General features: G+C 60.6%; 18 protein-coding genes. 9 read left to right on the plus strand and 9 right to left on the minus strand.

Features of this window, described 5'->3' with window-relative positions; all coding sequences use genetic code 11:
* Positions 1-316: 316 nt before the first annotated feature.
* The 5 genes from A2J03_RS06255 to dnaA all read right to left on the minus strand — a co-directional run bounded on the left by A2J03_RS06255 (position 317) and on the right by dnaA (position 6,407).
* Complete coding sequence (locus A2J03_RS06255) at positions 317-886, minus strand: DUF721 family protein (RefSeq protein ID WP_068370902.1); 570 nt, start codon at positions 884-886, stop codon at positions 317-319.
* Positions 883-2,103: a DNA replication/repair protein RecF gene (gene recF, locus A2J03_RS06260; RefSeq protein WP_068370905.1), complete on the minus strand. Its 1,221-nt coding sequence runs from the start codon at positions 2,101-2,103 to the stop codon at positions 883-885. The genes A2J03_RS06255 and recF overlap by 4 nt, the downstream gene beginning before the upstream one ends.
* 3 nt (positions 2,104-2,106) lie before the next feature.
* A complete protein-coding gene (gene gnd, locus A2J03_RS06265) occupies positions 2,107-3,027 on the minus strand; it encodes a phosphogluconate dehydrogenase (NAD(+)-dependent, decarboxylating) (protein ID WP_068370908.1) in 921 nt (306 codons plus the stop codon).
* 84 nt (positions 3,028-3,111) lie between these two features.
* Positions 3,112-4,296 carry a DNA polymerase III subunit beta gene (gene dnaN / locus A2J03_RS06270; RefSeq protein ID WP_068370940.1) on the minus strand — a complete coding sequence of 395 codons (1,185 nt, stop codon included), beginning with the start codon at positions 4,294-4,296 and terminating at the stop codon, positions 3,112-3,114.
* A 581-nt stretch (positions 4,297-4,877) separates the two neighbouring features.
* Positions 4,878-6,407 carry a chromosomal replication initiator protein DnaA gene (dnaA, locus tag A2J03_RS06275; protein WP_068370943.1) on the minus strand — a complete coding sequence of 510 codons (1,530 nt, stop codon included), beginning with the start codon at positions 6,405-6,407 and terminating at the stop codon, positions 4,878-4,880.
* A 618-nt stretch (positions 6,408-7,025) separates the two neighbouring features.
* On the opposite strand from dnaA, the gene rpmH reads away from it, so the two are divergent.
* Genes rpmH through A2J03_RS06300 form a run of 5 tightly spaced genes read left to right on the plus strand, consistent with a single transcriptional unit; the run spans position 7,026 to position 9,732 of the window.
* Positions 7,026-7,169 carry a 50S ribosomal protein L34 gene (rpmH, locus tag A2J03_RS06280; RefSeq protein ID WP_026347786.1) on the plus strand — a complete coding sequence of 48 codons (144 nt, stop codon included), beginning with the start codon at positions 7,026-7,028 and terminating at the stop codon, positions 7,167-7,169.
* 32 nt (positions 7,170-7,201) lie between these two features.
* Positions 7,202-7,597, plus strand: coding sequence for a ribonuclease P protein component (gene rnpA, locus A2J03_RS29780; protein WP_082897641.1), 396 nt, complete (start codon positions 7,202-7,204; stop codon positions 7,595-7,597).
* Entirely contained in the window at positions 7,594-7,932 is a 339-nt protein-coding gene (gene yidD / locus A2J03_RS06290; RefSeq protein WP_068370914.1) for a membrane protein insertion efficiency factor YidD, read from the plus strand. Before rnpA ends, yidD begins: the two co-directional genes overlap by 4 nt.
* 4 nt (positions 7,933-7,936) lie before the next feature.
* The gene (gene yidC, locus A2J03_RS06295; protein ID WP_068370917.1) at positions 7,937-9,043 is read left to right on the plus strand and encodes a membrane protein insertase YidC; all 1,107 of its coding nucleotides are present in this window, start codon (positions 7,937-7,939) and stop codon (positions 9,041-9,043) included.
* A gap of 23 nt (positions 9,044-9,066) precedes the next feature.
* Complete coding sequence (locus A2J03_RS06300; protein WP_068370920.1) at positions 9,067-9,732, plus strand: Jag family protein; 666 nt, start codon at positions 9,067-9,069, stop codon at positions 9,730-9,732.
* Between the two features lie 1,051 nt (positions 9,733-10,783).
* Here the strand turns inward: A2J03_RS06300 and A2J03_RS31540 are convergent.
* Positions 10,784-11,008, minus strand: a complete 225-nt coding sequence (locus A2J03_RS31540; protein WP_156520237.1) for a hypothetical protein — start codon at positions 11,006-11,008, stop codon at positions 10,784-10,786.
* 688 nt (positions 11,009-11,696) lie between these two features.
* Between A2J03_RS31540 and rsmG the strand changes: the two genes are divergently transcribed.
* The 4 genes from rsmG to A2J03_RS06325 all read left to right on the plus strand — a co-directional run bounded on the left by rsmG (position 11,697) and on the right by A2J03_RS06325 (position 15,373).
* A complete protein-coding gene (gene rsmG, locus A2J03_RS06310) occupies positions 11,697-12,332 on the plus strand; it encodes a 16S rRNA (guanine(527)-N(7))-methyltransferase RsmG (RefSeq protein WP_068370946.1) in 636 nt (211 codons plus the stop codon).
* 62 nt (positions 12,333-12,394) lie between these two features.
* A complete protein-coding gene (locus A2J03_RS06315) occupies positions 12,395-13,411 on the plus strand; it encodes a ParA family protein (RefSeq protein WP_068370926.1) in 1,017 nt (338 codons plus the stop codon).
* A gap of 4 nt (positions 13,412-13,415) precedes the next feature.
* Positions 13,416-14,453: a ParB/RepB/Spo0J family partition protein gene (locus tag A2J03_RS06320; RefSeq protein ID WP_068370928.1), complete on the plus strand. Its 1,038-nt coding sequence runs from the start codon at positions 13,416-13,418 to the stop codon at positions 14,451-14,453.
* 233 nt (positions 14,454-14,686) lie between these two features.
* A complete protein-coding gene (locus A2J03_RS06325; RefSeq protein WP_068370931.1) occupies positions 14,687-15,373 on the plus strand; it encodes a hypothetical protein in 687 nt (228 codons plus the stop codon).
* A gap of 28 nt (positions 15,374-15,401) precedes the next feature.
* On the opposite strand, the gene A2J03_RS06330 is transcribed toward A2J03_RS06325, so the two are convergent.
* The 3 genes from A2J03_RS06330 to A2J03_RS06340 all read right to left on the minus strand — a co-directional run.
* Positions 15,402-16,598 carry an N-acetylmuramoyl-L-alanine amidase gene (locus A2J03_RS06330; RefSeq protein WP_068370934.1) on the minus strand — a complete coding sequence of 399 codons (1,197 nt, stop codon included), beginning with the start codon at positions 16,596-16,598 and terminating at the stop codon, positions 15,402-15,404.
* A gap of 206 nt (positions 16,599-16,804) precedes the next feature.
* Positions 16,805-17,137: a thioredoxin gene (gene trxA / locus A2J03_RS06335; RefSeq protein ID WP_068370937.1), complete on the minus strand. Its 333-nt coding sequence runs from the start codon at positions 17,135-17,137 to the stop codon at positions 16,805-16,807.
* Positions 17,138-17,192: 55 nt separating this feature from the next.
* The coding region (locus tag A2J03_RS06340; protein ID WP_068370949.1) for an NAD(P)/FAD-dependent oxidoreductase at positions 17,193-18,041 on the minus strand (849 nt) is incomplete at its 5' end.

An 18,041-nucleotide genomic window follows, 5' to 3' on the forward strand; every position in this document is an offset into this window, starting at 1 on the left:
CACATTGACCAAGTGTGTCGCCAACGGATCACCGTCGACGTAGTGCAACGGCAACGACGCCCAGTCGAACGAGACGTTCCGGGCCTGCAACACGACCCGATCACCAGGCGCACGGCCAGCAGCCGATGTGCTGGATCTTTGCGAATGTTCGGGTGAAGACACGCATTCCTTTCCTAGAATGGAAGACATCCAAGAGCGACGATCCCGACCTCGTCGCTTATCTTGTCGATCACCGAGACGCTACGCATGGAGCCTCTGGAGAGCAACCAAGATCACTCTCGACGACAAATGTGATTCATTGTTCTGGGACTTCTCACTATCCGTATGTGTCTCTCGGTCCACGGCCCTTGACATGGCGATCGCCCTTGCGCCAGCTCTTCGTCGTGGGCCCGTGAATCTTCAACGTCTTCACAACACCATGTCCGACGGCCGCAGCGATCTTCGCCAGGATCTGAGCCTGCATCAACCTCAGCTGAGTAGCCCATGCGGTCGATTCTGCGCTCACACTGAGTACTCCGTCTTCGAGTTTCGTCGGTGTCGCGTGGGATGCGATGTCCTCCCCGACCACTGCTGCCCAGCGACCGAGAACCGTTCCTTCGGAAACCTTGTCGGACCACCCACGTGATTTGGCGATGGACCCGGTCAAGGAACCCAATGTCTGCGGATCACGATCATCGGGGCCCGGTCCGGACCAACCACGCTTCCGGCGACCGCGAAGTGCTCTGACCCCACCCGTCGGCGAGGATCTGCCCTGACCGACAGATTTTCCGCTGGCTTTGGCCGCCGCTCGCGCGTCCTCGAGGGCCCGGCGCGCCAGATCGACGCCCTTCAGTTCGGGTTCGGGTGTCGCACTGGGGATGTCCGCGTCGGATCGATCGTCGTTCACAGCTGCAGACCTTCTTCCGTCTCGAGGGCAACGATCGTCGATATTCGAGCCGATTCATGTTGCACTGCTTCGACTTCGAGCCTGTTCGCGTTGAGTTCGGCAGGCACATCCTCGGCCACCGCCGCGGTAATCAGTACCTGTTCGGCATCGGCGGCAACCCTTGCAAGAGCACTGCGTCGCTTGCGGTCGAGTTCGGCGAAAACATCGTCGAGCATCAAGACGGGATCGGATCCTTCGGCCCGTAGCAACGCGAACGATGCCAACCGAAGAGACAGAGCAAAGGACCACGATTCTCCGTGGCTTGCAAAGCCTTTCGCGGGTTGATCGCCGAGCGCCAACTCGAGATCGTCGCGATGCGGTCCGACCAGACACACTCCACGCTCGATTTCCCGCTGCCGCATCTGCATCAGTTGATGCAGAAACGCAGCCTCGAGGACTTCGACGTCGTCCGGTTCGGGTATGCGGTGTGCATCGGCGAACTCCGGGGGCAACGCATCACCGAGACTGCTCCGATATCTGACTGCAGCAGGACGAGATTCGGGTGCGATCGAAGAATAGGACTCCGCCACGAACGGAAGTAGTTCGTGTACCAACGCAATACGGGCAGCGAGCACCTGTGCACCGTGGGCTGCCAAATGCCCGTCCCAAACATCCAGCGTCGCAAGAGCACTGGCACCGTCGCTCGACCGGCTACCACGCCTGAGCGCACCACCTGCGGTCTTCAACAGCGCCGAACGCTGCCGGAGAACCTTGTCGTAATCCGCTCGCACAGCGGCCATTCGAGGGCGACGCGTCGTTGCCAGATCGTCGAGATAACGTCGACGCTCACCGGGATCGCCACGCACCAACGACAGATCCTCGGGAGCGAAAAGGACAGTCTGCAGGACACCGAGAATTTCCCTCGGTCGCCGAACCGGCGAACGGTTCATTCTGGCCTTGTTCGCTTTGCCCTCGAGCAATTCGATGTCGATCGTCAGTTCACGGCCGAGATTCACGACCGACGCACTGGCGAATGCGCGCTCGGCTCCCGCTCGGATCATAGGTGCATCGGCGGACACTCGATGAGAGGACAGCGTCGACAGATAACCGAGGGATTCGATCAGATTGGTCTTACCATGTCCGTTCGGTCCGACAAACACCATCGACCCTGGCTCGAGATCGATGGTGACGTCGTCCCACGAGCGAAAGTCACGCAGGGTGAAGGAGCGAACGAACAAGACTTATTTCTTGGGATCGGGTGCGCGGAGCGTCTCTTCGGTGGTGGCGCGCTTGACCGCGTGCCCCCCGAATTGATTCCGAAGTGCGGATACGGCCTTCATCGCGGGTGAGTCGGCCTGTCTGGACGCGAACCGCGCGAACAGGGCCGCCGAGATGACAGGGGCGGGCACCGCATGACGAATTGCCTCTTCGACGGTCCAGCGACCTTCGCCCGAATCCTCGGTGTAGCCGGATATTTCCCGGAACTCGGGATCCTGCGCCAAAGCCTGCACGAGAAGGTCCAACAGCCACGACCGTACGACGGTTCCCTTGCTCCACGCGCGGAGGACTCCGTGGGTGTCTTGAACAAGCTCTTCGGCCTCGAGAAGCTCGTAGCCCTCGGCATATGCCTGCATCAGGCCGTACTCGATGCCGTTGTGGACCATTTTCGAATAGTGGCCGGCACCGACCGGACCCGCATGAACGAAACCGTCGGCGCGCTCACCCTCCGGACGCAGCGCGTCGAAGATCGAAAGCGCACGCTCGACGTCGGCCTCCGAACCTCCGACCATGAGGCCGTAGCCGTTCTCGAGTCCCCAGACACCGCCGGACACTCCTGCGTCGATGTAACCGATGCCCTTCTTCGCAAGCAACTCGGCGTTCGGTCCGTCGTCGGTGAACCTCGAGTTACCACCGTCGATCACCAGGTCACCCTCCTCGAGGGCGTCGGCAAGTCCGGTGATTGTGTCCCGAGTGATGTTTCCCGACGGAACCATGACCCACACCACGCGCGGAGCCGTCAGTGCGCTGGCCAAGCCCTCGAGCGACGGCGTGTCCGTCACCTCGGGCCGGGGGTCGTATCCGATGACCTCGTGTCCGTGAGCGCGCAGACGCTCACGCATGTTGAAGCCCATTTTCCCGAGTCCGACCAGTCCCAGCTGCATGCGGAGCGTCCTTCTCTAGTGTGCGGGTGGTGGTGTGGAAGACTTACCCCGGCTGGAGGCCGTCCACACGCTGGCGTACCCCGATCAGCCCGGAAGGCGAACCGGCATCAACAGGTACGTGTAGGCGCTCTGCGGTGCCGCGAACTTGCCCGAGGAGTCGGGTACGAGTTCATCATCCGTGGTCGGACGAAGAACCGCAGGCCTACTGGGCGTCGTGAACCCGAATGTGACCTTTTCGCTGTGCAACGAGGACAGCCCGTCGATCAGGTAGCCGGGATTGAACGCAATGGTCAGTGCCTCACCCTGGAAATCGGCCATGAGTGCTTCCTCGGCGCGCCCCGCGTCGTCGCCGCCTGCCGACAGCAATACTCCATCCGGGGAGAACTCGAGGCGGACCTGGGCACCACGTTCGGCGACGAGGGCGACGCGCTTGATCGCCTCGACGAGCGGAGCAATCTCGACTACCGCGACCGCGGTGTGCTCCGGCGGCAACAGCTGACGGAACTTGGGGAAGTCCGCGTCGAGGAGTCTCGTCGTGGTCCGCCGTCCACCGCTGATGATGCCCAGCAGGCCGTCTGCCCCGACGGATGAACCCGATCCGAGCGCCAGCTCCACCGGCGAATTTGCATTGCCGGTCAACGTTTTTGCGGACTCGGACAGCGTGCGAGCCGGGATCAGAACCTCGGTTTTGGTCTCGCCACCGACCGGCATCCACTCGAGCTCACGGACGGCGAGGCGGAATCGGTCCGTGGCGGCAAGCACGACCGTAGTTCCGTGAATTTCGACGCGAATACCGGTCAGCATCGGCAGCGTGTCGTCCTTGCCTGCAGCGACGGCGACCTGCGCGATGGCTTCCGAGAACACGTCGACGGCGATGGACCCGGTTTGGGTGGGGAGTTCGGGCAGCTGCGGGTAGTCCTCGACGGGCATGGTCGGCAGCGAGAACTTCGCACTACCGCACGTGATGAGTACCCGAGTGCCTTCGACGCCGACGTCGACGGGCTTGTTCGGCAGCGACTTCGTGATGTCGGCGAGCAGTTTGCCGGAGACGAGTACTCGACCTGCCGTCGCAACCTCGGCCGACACTCGAACTTGAGCCGAGACCTCGTAGTCGAAGCCCGACACGGTCAGACCCTGGTCGTCGGCGGCAAGCAGCACGCCACCGAGAACCGGGACAGGTGGCCTCGACGGCAGGCTTCGAGCAACCCAGGCAACGGAATCGGAGAAATCTTCGCGAGCAACGCGAAACTTCAGACTTCCAAGCTCCATCGCTCGGTTTTTCCTCTCGTTCGGCAGCGGTCCATCTCGAAGTTTGTCTTCGGTGAGTGCCTGATGCGCTCGATACCGGTGCATCGAAGAGTCTGACACAGGCGATGGTCATGCACACCGTATGCCCTTCGCGACCAACTTGAAAGCCGAACCGTCGCTCCCGAGGCATGCGTGAGGCGCTGTCGAACGGCCTGTGAACGGATCGCTCCCCAACACCTGTTTTCAAAGAGATTCTCTCCAAGAGAAATTCTTCGTATTAATAGGTCCTGTGGAATCTGTGCATACGTGTCATTCGACGCTGGTCGGCAGGCGTGGTGTCGTGGGGATGAACTCTGCACCAATCAGTGGTTGCGTCGGGACGGCATGTGGACAAATCTCAGCGGTGCACAGGGCTTCACAGTTCATCCCCAGATACGTACTTCTATCCACATGGTTATCCACAGGTGTGAATCAATGGACGAGAAGTGCAAGAAATTGTTCTCGGACCGCCCTCGCGGTGGATTCGGATCACCGAAACATGCAAGAAGGGCGGACCCGAATCGGGTCCGCCCTTGGTCTGCTCGGAGTAGTCGTCACAGTCCCTAACGCTTGGAACGCTGCTTGATCCGTGCGGTGAGCTCTTGCACCTGGTCGTAGACCTTCCGGCGTTCGGTCATCTCTTTGCGGATCTTCTTGTCCGCGTACATCACCGTCGTATGATCGCGACCGAACGTCTGACCGATCTTGGGCAGCGACAGATCGGTCAGTTCGCGGCACAGATACATCGCGATCTGCCTGGCCATTGCAAGTGCTCGTGCTTTACCCGGCCCGCAGAGATCATCGATCGACGTATTGAAGTACTCGGCTGTGACGGCCATGATCGTCGCCGCATTGATCTCGAGACTCGTCGAATCCGGCATCAGGTCTCGCAGGACGACCTCAGCCAGAGTCAGGTCCAGTGCCTGTCCGTTGAGTGAGGCGAATGCAGTGACACGGATCAGCGCACCCTCGAGCTCACGAATGTTGCGTTCGATACGACTGGCGATCAGCTCGAGCACGTCGTGCGGCACATCCAGCCGGTCCATCCGTGCTTTCTTGCTCAGAATCGCGATGCGCGTTTCCAGCTCGGGTGGCTGAACGTCCGTGATCAGACCCCACTCGAATCGCGTGCGTAGTCGTTCCTCGAGTGTCGCCAGTTGTTTCGGCGGACGGTCGGACGAGACGACGATCTGCTTGTTCGCGTTGTGCAGGGTGTTGAAGGTGTGGAAGAACTCTTCCTGGATGCCCTCTTTGCCTTCGATGAACTGAATGTCGTCGACAAGTAGTACGTCGGTCTCCCGATAGCGACGCTTGAACGCCACTTTCCTGTCGTCACGAAGGCTGTTGATGAAGTCGTTGGTGAATTCTTCGGTGGAGACGTACTTGACTCGCATGCCCGGAAAGAGACGCTGCGCATAGTGACCGGCGGCATGCAGGAGGTGAGTCTTGCCGAGACCGGAGGCACCCCATACGAACAGCGGGTTGTACGCACGGGCCGGTGCCTCCGCGATCGCGACGGCTGCAGCGTGCGCGAATCGGTTGGACGCGCCGATGACGAAGGTGTCGAAGGTGTATTTGGAGGTCAGGCTGCCTGCACCTGGAGTCGTGTTCGACGACTCGGGAGGCTTGGTGAAGTACGTCGGCCACGAGTTCTGAACACTTGCCAGAGCCTCACGCTCGTCGTCGACCTCTTCGTAGTCCGCAGTTTCGGAATCCGAAGGATCGTTGTCGGTGCTTGTGAGGAATCGTCGACGGTAGGTAGGTGAGCTCGCAGCCTCCGGATATCCACGTTCGGGCTCGATCTTCTCGTCGTCCGGCGCCGAGATACGGACACCGAGTCCTTCGACTCCCTGTCCGAGGTGTCGGCCCAACGCGTGGAGTATCGGTTCACGAAGGTCGCGCTCGATGGCTTCCTGGGCGAACGACGACGGAACTGCCAGGAGTGCGAATCCCTGGGTCAATGTCAGGGGTTCGACGAGCGCGAGCCACGCCTTCTGCCCTTTGGTCAGCGGTTGTCCGCTGTGCCGGTCGGACGTCAACTCCGTGACAACCTCTGGCCAGACGCGCGCCAGCGCACCCGGATCCTCGTTCACGGTGCCTCCCATTCGACCGAACAAATTACGAACTGCGCAGAGTGCGCTGAAAAACCGATGTCGTCGAAGCGCCCGTACACCACCCCAAGTTCGACTATCGTCCCCGACGACGAACGTATCGGGGAGTCACACCGAAGTGGTGTGTGCGCGCCCCGTACGAATATGCCACCTGGCGCGTGTTTCCACACAATTATCCACAGGTGTGGATGAACGACATCGGTGTGAGCCAGAGCGTCGGTCAGCCGGTATTTTCGACGGTTTTGCGGCGGTTGACCTGCACCGTTGTGAAATTACGAAATCTCGAGCTACGGCAGGTGCCTGTGAATGGACCCGGGATATTCAGTTGGAAGAGTTGTTCACAGGCCTTCGTCCCCAGCCTTGTGGATGAATGACATCGATGTAGTCTTTGCGGTGGCGAGAAGACGAGTTTGACCCTCGCGCACTCGATCAGTACTCTCGAACAGTCACCCAAGGCGAGGTGGCCGATGCTTGCTGGCTGCTTACAGTCTGTCTTCACTCGGGTTTCTCGCTCTGGGATGTAACTCGAGTTCGACCGAACTCGGTACTACCGCCAGTAGACGTCCGTGTGGGCGTCGAAACTTTCGAGGAGTGTTGACCGTGGCCAAGGGCAAGCGGACGTTCCAGCCGAACAACCGACGCCGCGCGCGCGTTCACGGCTTCCGTCTTCGTATGCGTACGCGTGCAGGTCGTGCAATTGTTTCTGCGCGTCGCGGCAAAGGCCGCAAGGAACTCACCGCCTAAATCACTGTTCGTCTGAGTTTACGGAGCTCGGGGTGTTACCTGAGCCGCACAGATTGCATCGCAGCGCGGATTTCTCGCGTGCCGTGCGTCGAGGCCGTCGAATGGGTAGACAAGACCTGGTAGTTCACGCTTATACGCGTGATGACGCAGGTGTTGTCTGCAGCGTGGGCGAACCTAGATTCGGACTGATTGTGAGCAAGGCTGTCGGGCCGGCGGTAACTCGTCATCGAGTTGCGCGCCGGCTTCGGCATATCTGCGCCCAGTTGCTTTCGGATGTGCCGTCGACCGCAGACGTTGTCATCCGTGCTTTACCCGGCTCGGCGGGGTTGTCCTCCGCCGATCTGCATCGTCAGGTTCGGTCGGGACTGAAGAAGCTGGGATACCTGGAAACCTCGAGCACAACGGCGTCGAGAGATGCGCATTCATGACCGTTCTACGTTTCATCCGTTCGCTCCCGGTGCGAACCTTGGTTTTCTGCATCGAGCTGTACCGAACGTACGTGTCTCCGCTCCGGCTGCCGACCTGCAGGTTCTATCCCACCTGCAGTGAGTACGCAGTCGATGCGTTGAAGACCCACGGCGCAATCAAAGGATCTCTTTTGGCTGTCGCACGGTTGCTCAAGTGTGCTCCCTGGCACTCTGGTGGGTGGGACCCGGTGCCAGAGCGTGGTTCGTGGCGTCACCGAACTCGCAGCGATGCCGATCAGACTTCGACCGAAGACATCCACTCGCACGTGAAAGTGGACGAACAGAGGAGTACATAGAGCCGTGCTCGATTTCATTTACATTCCGGTCTCCTGGATTCTCTGGGTGTGGCACAAAGTGTTCGGCGCTTTGCTAGGTGCCGACAACGGTTTCGCGTGGGCATTGTCCGTCGTGTTCCTCGTGTTCACTCTGCGACTCATTCTGTACAAGCCCTTCGTCAAGCAGGTTCGTACGACGCGTCAGATGCAGGAGTTGCAGCCGCAGATCAAGGCGCTGCAGAAGAAGTACGGCAAAGACAAGCAGCGCATGGCCGTCGAGATGCAGAAGCTGCAGAAGGAACACGGCTTCAACCCGATCATGGGTTGCCTTCCAGTGCTCGCACAGGCGCCGGTGTTCATCGGTCTGTTCCACGTGCTCCGCTCGTTCAACCGAACCGGCACGGGCATCGGACAGTTGGGTCTCGATCCCGAGGTCAACAGAACACTCCCGAACTATGCGTTCGACGTTGCCGACGTGAACTCGTTCCTCGATGCTCGTCTGTTCGGTGCGCCGATCTCGGCATGGATCACGATGCCGAAATCGCAGCTCGATGCGTTCGCCAACCCTGAGTTGGGGCTAGGGATTCCATCGGTATGGACGATCGTGGCAGTGTCGGTGCCGCTGATGATCATCGCGGCCATCGCCACGCATATGAACTCGCGAGCGTCGGTAGCTCGCCAGAGTGAGGCAGCTGCTGCCAATCCGCAGTCCGCGATCATGAACAAGCTGGCGTTGTACGTCTTCCCTCTGGGTGTCCTTGCGTTCGGTGCTTTCCTCCCCATCGCGATCCTTCTCTACTGGGTCAGCAACAACGCCTGGACCTACGGTCAGCAGCACCTCGTCTTCGGAAAGATCGACAAGGAAGAAGCGGCCAAGAAGCAGGTTGCGCTCGACAAGCGGACCGAGAATGCGCCGAAGCCGGGCGCAAAGCCCATGTCCAAGCCGAAGCCGGGCGCACGTCCGAAGCTGTCGAAGATGACGCCAACCGAATCGGCCGCCGACGATCTGAACAGTGCGGGCGGTTCCTCGGACTCGGGGACGACTGCGGGTGGGACGAACGGTTCGAGTTCGACGGCTCCGAAGCCGCGACCGCAGGCAAACCGAAGCAAGTCGAAGCGCAAGCGTCGCTGACGCTCAGATACCGAGGACCGAACATGTCTGCAGAAACAGAAGAAGTGGCCAACACGGACAACGCAGTGAACGCTGGGGATGGAGCGAGTGAAGACGTGGCAGTCGAAACGGAGAAGTCTGACGAGACGCTGAAGTCTGACGAGACGCTGAAGTCTGACGAAGACCTGAAAGGCGTCGTACCCGAGGTCGCTGACGCGGATGAACTCGAGGACGACGATGAGGACTCAGAGGACTACCTCGTCGAAGAGGGCGAGATTGCAGGCGACTATCTCGAGCAGCTGCTCGACGTCCTGGACTTCGACGGTGACATCGACCTCGACGTCGAGGGTGATCGCGCCGTAGTCAGTATCGACGGCGGATCCGACTTGACGAAGCTTGTCGGCCGCAAAGGCGAGGTACTCGACGCACTTCAGGAGCTGACCAGACTGGCAGTCCAGCAGTCGACCGGTGAGCGAAGCAAGCTGATGTTGGACGTGGCGGGCTGGCGTGCGAATCGCCGAAGCGAACTGAGCACCCTCGGTATCGATGCTGCACAGCGCGTTCTCGAAAGCGGAGAGCGTGAAGAGTTGACGCCGATGACTCCGTTCGAGCGCAAGATCGTGCACGACGCGGTCGCACAGATCGACGGTGTCGACAGCGAGAGCACGGGCGTCGAGCCCTCACGTCGTGTGGTCGTCGTCAAGTCCTGAGCAGAGTGTAGGAAAGAGTCCCCGGCTTCGGTCGGGGACTTTTTTTGTCTGGAGTCCACTAGTCCGGGATATGGGTCGCGGACTCGACTGCCTGAATAACAGGCATGTAGTTCGGATTTCGGTCGCTTCACGTGAAACATAGGAGTAGGGGACGAAACGTCACTGTGACGGCTGAAACGGATGGGATATCGCGCGATGTTTCACGTGAAACGACCGATCCGCGTGATTTGGACCGAGACCTGACGCTGGAGGTTCGGGTACGACTCGAATTTCTGTGTAGTGGTGCTCCCCCACATCCGGCGTACTTCGCGCGTAGGAGGCATAGACTCGTCGACGTTTCAACGGTTGGTGCTTCACGTGCACCCTCTCTTTGAATAGAACTTGCATATGTGTCGGGTGCGGATGCCGGCTGCGGTGGTCCGGTTGGACGGGTTAGGCGACTAGTCGTCAGTTGGTGTTTCACGTGAAACACCGATTAGCCCTAGCTGCGCCGAATCGTCTCGGTCTGTCGTCATCACGACTCTGATAGAAGCGGACCAAAATGGGAGGCATCGAATACGTGTAGGAATTGTTGGCGCGCGGTAGCCACCTCCGTGATGTTGTCAAGGACTTCAAGTGTCGCGCTCGACAGACGAACCGATTTGGGTCTTTCCCGATTCCGTGGTCCGGAACCCCGACTGCGGCGACCGAGAGAAGGTCGGATGATCTGCGAATCGACAGACGCAGGTGTTGGTTTTGGGTGCAGTCGAATTTCCACGTCGCGACGGTGACCATGAGCCAACTCCAGAGATAGCGGATGCACGACACAATGTCGATCCGGGAACCGGTGTCCTCCGGTGTCCCGATCCGAGCAACTGTGTAGCGGGGACCAAGGGGAATCGTGACGGGCAGTGAGTCTGCGACGCACTGACTACGCATGGTCATTCGCGCGCTGGACACACGCCTTATGAGGGGTCGGTTGGGGGGTGATCCGTGTCCCTGTGTCTGTGGGTGCCATGGCCCGCCGACAGTTGCGACAGAGAGGGGCCAGCTGTCGGCGCAGATACGTGTTTCACGTGAAACGACTAGGGGCGTTGTTCGGTGATGTCAGTGTGCGGTCGGCGGTGCGTGGAGCCCGGGCGCCACCTGCGTTGCGCCGCTGCGCATCATTGGTGAGACCGGTTCGCTGCAAGTCGTGTCGTTGGCGGAGGGTGCTGTGGACACCGCGATGGACACCGTGGCCGCCGTCGATCTCCGAGGGGTGTTCGGTTGGGAGTTCGGCCGGCTTGGTATTCACGACAACCGCTCTGTTTCACGTGAAACAGTCGAGCGACTGACCGACGGGTCGGGCTCCGACCATGGGTGTGTTCTGCCCGTGTGCGTTCTCGTGGCTGCTTGGTACACCGACCTCGGCGTACCGCGGCGTGGTACGGCCAGTTGATTTCTGGCAGCTCGACACATTAGCCGTGCTGCACGGGCGGGCACTCCCTCCGGCTCGGCGGCTGCGGGACCGGAGGAGCAGCGACGACGCTCGCCGCCCGCGGAGGGTCTTTACTGCTACGTACGGAGAGACGGCCCCGGGTTCGGGCGTTCTGGAGGATCGCTGTTTCACGTGAAACTGCCCGACGATGTCGGCGTGGCCGTAGTGACTATCGCGGTGCCCAGGGTGCCGCGGCAGCACGGACCCGTGCCTGTCCGAATCGGCGTACATCGTCGCGGAGCTCTTCGTCGTGTATCCGCGCCAACGCTTCGAGCATCCTCGGATCAATTCCCAGGGGCGGAGAAGACAAGATGACGCAGAGGCGACACCGGGTGTTCGCGAGGGACGTGGAATGACATTGGCCAACCGGTTTCACGTGAAACATGCGTTTCAAGCGAAGATTCGAGTGACTTCGGCGTCAACGGGTCTGACAGTTTGGCGAAGTGCGCCGCCACGCGGGAGGATAGGAGTTGTGGAACCTGATGCGTTGGATGACGATCGTTTGATGGCAATCGCAGAGCGTGTGTTCGGTCCGCGCCTGGATCTGGCCAAGCAATATCATGAGTCCCTCGCAACGGATGGCGTCGAGCGTGGACTGATCGGGCCGCGGGAAGTGCCGCGGCTTTGGGAACGTCATCTGCTCAACTGCGCAGTGATCGGCGAGCTGATCGATGAAGGTGAACGAGTCGTCGATATTGGCAGCGGCGCGGGGCTGCCGGGTATCCCACTCGCGATTGCTCGGCCTGATCTTCGTGTGACACTCGTCGAACCTCTTCTGCGTCGAACGGTGTATCTAGCCGAATTCATCGAAGCTCACGGACTCGATGTCCTCGTCGTTCGGGGCCGTGCCGAACAGCCCGGCGTAAAGAAGGAAGCGGGTGGAGCGGATGTCGTCACATCACGCGCCGTAGCGCCGCTCGAGAAGCTGGCGAAATGGTCGCTCCCCCTCATCCACGAACGCGGCCGGATGCTCGCAATGAAAGGAAGTAGCGCCGAGGAGGAAATCGAGCGTGATCGGACTTCCCTTAATCGCATGGGTGCTGGCAAGCTAGAGGTTGTGAGGTGTGGCGTCGACCTACTGCCGACGCCGACAATCGTTGTTCGCGCTGAGAGGGTGCCCCGCCGCTTTCCGCGTTCGTAACTCGTCCCGTACCTCAGATCAAGTTCTTCTACTTCAATCCAGTTCCGCATTAAGGAGCATGTATGTCGGGTGGATCCGATCCAACTGTTTCACGTGAAACAGAGTCCGCAGCCACGAGTGCGCCGAAGGCACCCAAGGCATCCCCTACGGACGCGACGGGCGGATCTGGCTTCGGCGCGTACAACAGCATCTCCCCGAACGACACCCCGATCGGTGCCGCCGCTCACCGTGCAAGTCAGATCTTGCACCCGGGCAGCGTGGCGCTTCCCAAGCCGGCGCATCGTCGAACGCTCACCATCGCGAACCAGAAGGGCGGCGTGGGCAAGACTACGACCGCTGTGAATATGGCCGCTGCTCTAGCGCTTCAGGGTCTGACGGTTCTCGTGGTGGATCTGGACCCTCAGGGCAACGCCAGCACTGCGCTCGGCGTTGAGCATCACTCTGGGGTGCCCTCGAGCTACGAGGTCCTCATCGGTGAAGTCAGCGCCAGAGAGGCCATTCAGCAGAGTCCGCACAGCGAACGACTCTTCTGCATCCCCGCGACAATCGATCTGGCGGGTGCGGAAATCGAACTGGTGTCCATGGTGGCTCGCGAGGGTCGGTTGAAGACCGCGCTCACCGACTTGGACGACGTCGATGCGGACTTCGTTCTCATCGATTGTCCGCCATCGCTGGGCCTGTTGACTGTCAATGCGTTGGTGGCAGCTACCGAGGTTCTGATTCCGATTCAATGCGAGTATTACGCCCTCGAGGGTGTGGGACAGCTCCTGCGAAACATCGAGTTGGTCCAAGCGCATCTGAATCCTGCCCTCCACGTTTCCACCGTCATATTGACGATGTACGACGGCCGAACGAAGCTCGCAGATCAGGTCGCCGAGGAAGTCCGCAAGCACTTCGGCGATGCGGTGTTGAGAGCAGTCATCCCCCGAAGCGTCAAGGTCTCCGAGGCTCCTGGCTATGGGATGACCGTTCTCGACTACGACCCCGGTTCGCGGGGGGCGATGAGCTATCTGGATGCAGGTAGAGAACTAGCAGCGCGGTCCGCGGTCGCGACATCAGACGGAACGCAGGAGCAGTAGGAAGATGAGTCAGACACGTAAGGGTGGCTTGGGACGTGGGTTGGCCGCGCTGATCCCGACCGGTCCCGAAGCAGGACCGCGATTGGGCAGTGCAGCTGCGGACGTCGTGATCGGCAAGGACAATTCGGCTACGCGAGACAAGCCGCGGGTAAGCGCTACGGCCGAGAAAGTCGCCACTGCGCCGACCCCTGCCCCGCCGATTCGGAGCTCGGAGGAGGACCTCTCCCCCGCAGGCGCCGTGTATCGCGAGATCGCACCGTCCCTCATTCAGCCGAATCCGAAACAGCCCAGAAGCGTTTTCGACGAGGAATCCCTCGCTGAATTGGTGCATTCGATCCGCGAATTCGGGCTGATGCAACCGATCGTCGTCCGCGCTGTGGACGACGGCAAGTACGAACTCGTGATGGGTGAGCGTCGGTGGCGCGCGAGTCAGGAAGCCGGCCTCGAGTCGATTCCGGCCATCGTTCGCGAGACTGCAGATGACGCGATGCTTCGCGACGATCTTCTGGAGAACATCCATCGAGTGCAGTTGAATCCGCTCGAGGAGGCTGCCGCCTATCAACAACTTCTCGAAGAATTCGATGTGACTCACGAGGAGCTCGCTGCGAAGATCGGCCGCTCCCGACCCGTCGTGACCAACATGATCAGACTGCTCAAGCTTCCCATCCCGGTTCAGCGACGAGTTGCGGCTGGTGTTCTGTCCGCCGGACACGCTCGTGCATTGTTGTCGCTGGACGCTGGGACGGATGCCCAAGAGTCGTTGGCCGCTCGAATCGTCGCCGAAGGAATGTCTGTTCGAGCAACCGAAGAGGCAGTCACTCTCGCAAACCGGAACGACGATATTTCACCGAATCCCGCTCCGCGCCGCAAGCCGATCCAGATGCCAGGGCTCCAGGATGTCGCGGATCGGCTGTCGGACTCCTTCGATACGCGCGTGACTGTAAGCCTTGGTAAGAAGAAAGGTAAGATCGTCGTCGAGTTCGGCTCGGTCGACGACCTTCAGCGGATCGTCGACATGATGGAAAGTCAGAAGAAGAAATAGTCACGATATTCAAGGTACGGATACAAGCGGGACATACGTCACTGTGACGATAAGTTCCGATTTCGTGCCGGGAACGAAGCAATTCTGGTTGAAAGATACTGCATCACAACTGTTTTCGAGGATGGCGCCTACGACGACACCTGACGAGGTTCCATCGCTTATTCTTGTCGAGAGTGTCGGCGCGCGAGACACCCGACAAATGAGATGTAAGGGTATGGAGGCTGAGGTAAGCAGTGTCGACGCTCGTCACCGGAGTCACATTGAACTCCTTCGATCGATTACCGAACCATACCCGTCGGTGTGGCTTCTGGGTTCTCGATCCAGCGACCGACGGCGCCGACCGCCAGACCCTCGATCTCGAGTTGGAGAACGAAGCATGGTTGTCGATGATCATGCTCGAGTGGGGATCGTGCGGACAATTGCTCACTTCGCATGGCGCCACGGCTGGATGCGCTATCTACGCTCCCCCCGGCGTCGTCCCACGAGCGTCGACCTTCCCGACCTCACCGGTGAGTCCCGACGCCGTGCTGCTGACAACACTGCGGATCGAATCCGAGGTGGACAGAGAAGGTAACTCTGCAGCCTTGATCCAGGCAGTGGTGTCCGATCTGGTGAACCGAGGTGTCCGCGCATTGGAGGCGTTCGGGATCCGCCGCACCGCGGCGGACGAAACCGACGTACCGCGCGCCACGGCGTCGATGTCATGCTCGGACACGACCTGCATGATCGATGCGGACTTCTTGGAGAAGGCAGGTTTCGACGTGATCGCGCCGCACCATCGGTATCCGCGGCTACGGCTCGAGCTGGATCGAGATCACGGGTGGAAGGAAGACGTGGAGTCCGCGTTGGAACGACTGCTGATTGCTGCAAGCCTGACGATGGTGGACATCGAGCACAAGGACACCGTCGGCGTCCGTTGATTCATCGTCACGGGCAACCGGCCGTACGTCAGCGGCGGTCGGCGGCGGCCAATTCCTCGGCGAGCAGTTCTGCGAATGTGAATGTGCCCGTAGGTTGATCGTCCTGACCCAGAAGGTAGAGACGCTTGACGGCGACGAGAATCGCCTCGGCGATTACGTCGCGTGAGCGTGGATCGCTCAACACCGCGACATCGGACGCGCTCGTGAGATAGCCCAAGTCGACCTGTACGGTCGGCATGTTGGTCAGCCGCAACAGATCCCAGGTACGTCCGTGACTGCGGCAATCCAACAATGGTGTGCGAGCAACGATCTCACGTTGGATGTACCCGGTGAGGACCTGACCGATCAACGAGGCCGAACCGTGCGAATTTCCGAAATGGAAGCTCGCGACACCGTTGGCTGCAGAGCTGGTACTGGACGCGCACCTCAGCGAGATCATCAGGTCGGCGTTGAAGGCATTCGAAGTCTCGGCTCGGTCTGCAACACTCGGGTTGGTTCCGCGAGCACGGGAGAGGAAAGTTTCCATCCCCGTCGCGGCCATCCGTCCCTCGAGGCGACTGGCGACATCCCACAGAATCTCGGCTTCCGAGATTCGACCGAACACCCCGTCGACGATCATTCCTGTTTCCGAGCCACCGAGGTCGGGGTCGATGACGATACGCTTGCCGGTCAGTTGTGGGCCGGACTGGCGGACCAGCTCTTCTTCACTGATGGCGTGCGGGGATCCACCGGTGACTCGCGCGCCGAGCAGTTCCAACGAGCGCAGCGTGGCCGGACCACAGATGCCGTCAGGCGACAGGCCGATTTCGCGCTGGAACGAGGACAAACCTTCATGGGTCTTGGGACCGAAGTAGCCGTCGACGCGTTCGCTGTAGAAACCGAGGTCCTGGAGCCGCGTCTGCAGTGTGGCAACGTCGTCGCCGTAGAGCGGCGCCGACAGCTGATAGATCAGCGTGCGCGCACCGAGCCGGTACGACGCTTCCTTCAGCGACCGATACGTTGCCGGGCCGACGACGCCGTCGACGAGCAGACCGCGGTGTTGTTGAAATGCCCGGACGGCCCCGTCGAGTGCGGAGTCGTAGTCAGATGCGGGCGCGCTCCAGTGGAGTGGATCGCCGGCTCGGGCTGCGTCGTCGTGCTCGTCCTGTAGAAAGCCGAGGGAGATCAGCGTGCCCCGTACCTCCGCGACGGCGGGACCGGAATCGCCGTGCCTGAGTCGGTGCATACTAATTGACCTCTCGCAGAAAGAACGACTTCGTGTCGAATAATCGCAACCAGGGAATTCACGTGACTCCCCGGCGAATCAGTCGTCGAACACAAAAGTCGATGTACCGACCCTGTGCCGGCACATCAGACGATTGTCGCAGAAAATGACCGTAGGACCGTAATCCACACCGACTTCGGCGTGGACTCGGTCCTACTGCGGTTGCGTCACAAAACGGATTCGAGGTCCTTGAGCAGGGCGGCCTTGCCCTTTGCACCGACGATCTGCTTCACGGGCTTGCCACCCTGGAACAGAATGAGCGTAGGGATGGACATGACCTTGAAGTCGCGCGCGGCCTGCGGGTTGGCATCGATGTCGAGCTTCGCGATGGTCAACTTGTCGGCGTGCTCGGCAGCGATCTCCTCGAGGACCGGTGCAACCATCTTGCACGGGCCGCACCAGGTGGCCCAGAAGTCGACGAGAACCGGCTTCTCGCTGGTCAATACATCGTCGACGAACGATGCGTCTGTGATCGTGACGGTCTTCTTGTCATCGGACATTTGGCTGTGCTCCCTGGTTGAGTGAAGTGGTTCGAGTGATGAGATCGGTCGAGCGTCAGGCCGACCCGACATCCACGGGCTGATCCGCGTGTTCGAGGGTGTTGCTGGTGATGTCGCCCTGCTCGGCAAGCCAGCGCTCGGCATCGATCGAGGCCGTGCAACCGGTACCTGCAGCCGTGATCGCTTGCTGGTAGACGTGGTCGACCAGGTCGCCCGCTGCGAAGACGCCTGCGACGGATGTGGCCGATGACGGAGATGCGACCTTGACGTAACCGGCTTCGTCGAGCTCGACCTGACCCTTGACCAGCTCGTTGCGAGGATCGTGTCCGATCGCGACGAACATTCCGGTCACGTCCAGAGTCGTCTTCTCGCCGGTGAGCGCGTTCTCGAGAGCGAGTCCGGTGACCGATGTGTCACCGAGAACTTCGAGGACCTTGGTATCGGTCAGGAAGGTGATCTTGTCGTTGAGCTTGGCGCGCTCGAGCATGATCCGCGACGCGCGGAACTCGCTGCGACGGTGGACAACGGTCACGCTGCGGGCGAATCGCGTGAGGAACGTGGCTTCCTCCATGGCGGAATCGCCACCGCCGATGACGGCGATGTCCTGGTCGCGGAAGAAGAACCCGTCACAGGTCGCACAAGCACTGACTCCGCGGCCGAGAAGCTTCTCCTCGCCGGGAATGCTCAGGTAGCGTGCCGCCGCGCCCATGGCCAGGATGATCGCGCGAGCTTGGTAGGTCTCACCGTTGGCCGAGACGGTCTTGATCTCACCGGTCAGGTCGAGCTCCTCGACATCTTCGGTGCGGATCTCCGCACCGAAACGCTTGGCTTGCTCGCGCATCTGCTCCATGAGGTCCGGGCCCATGATTCCCTCGCGGAAGCCAGGAAAATTCTCGACCTCGGT

The organism is Rhodococcus sp. EPR-157 (assembly GCF_001647195.1).
Taxonomy (GTDB): Bacteria; Actinomycetota; Actinomycetes; order Mycobacteriales; family Mycobacteriaceae; genus Rhodococcoides.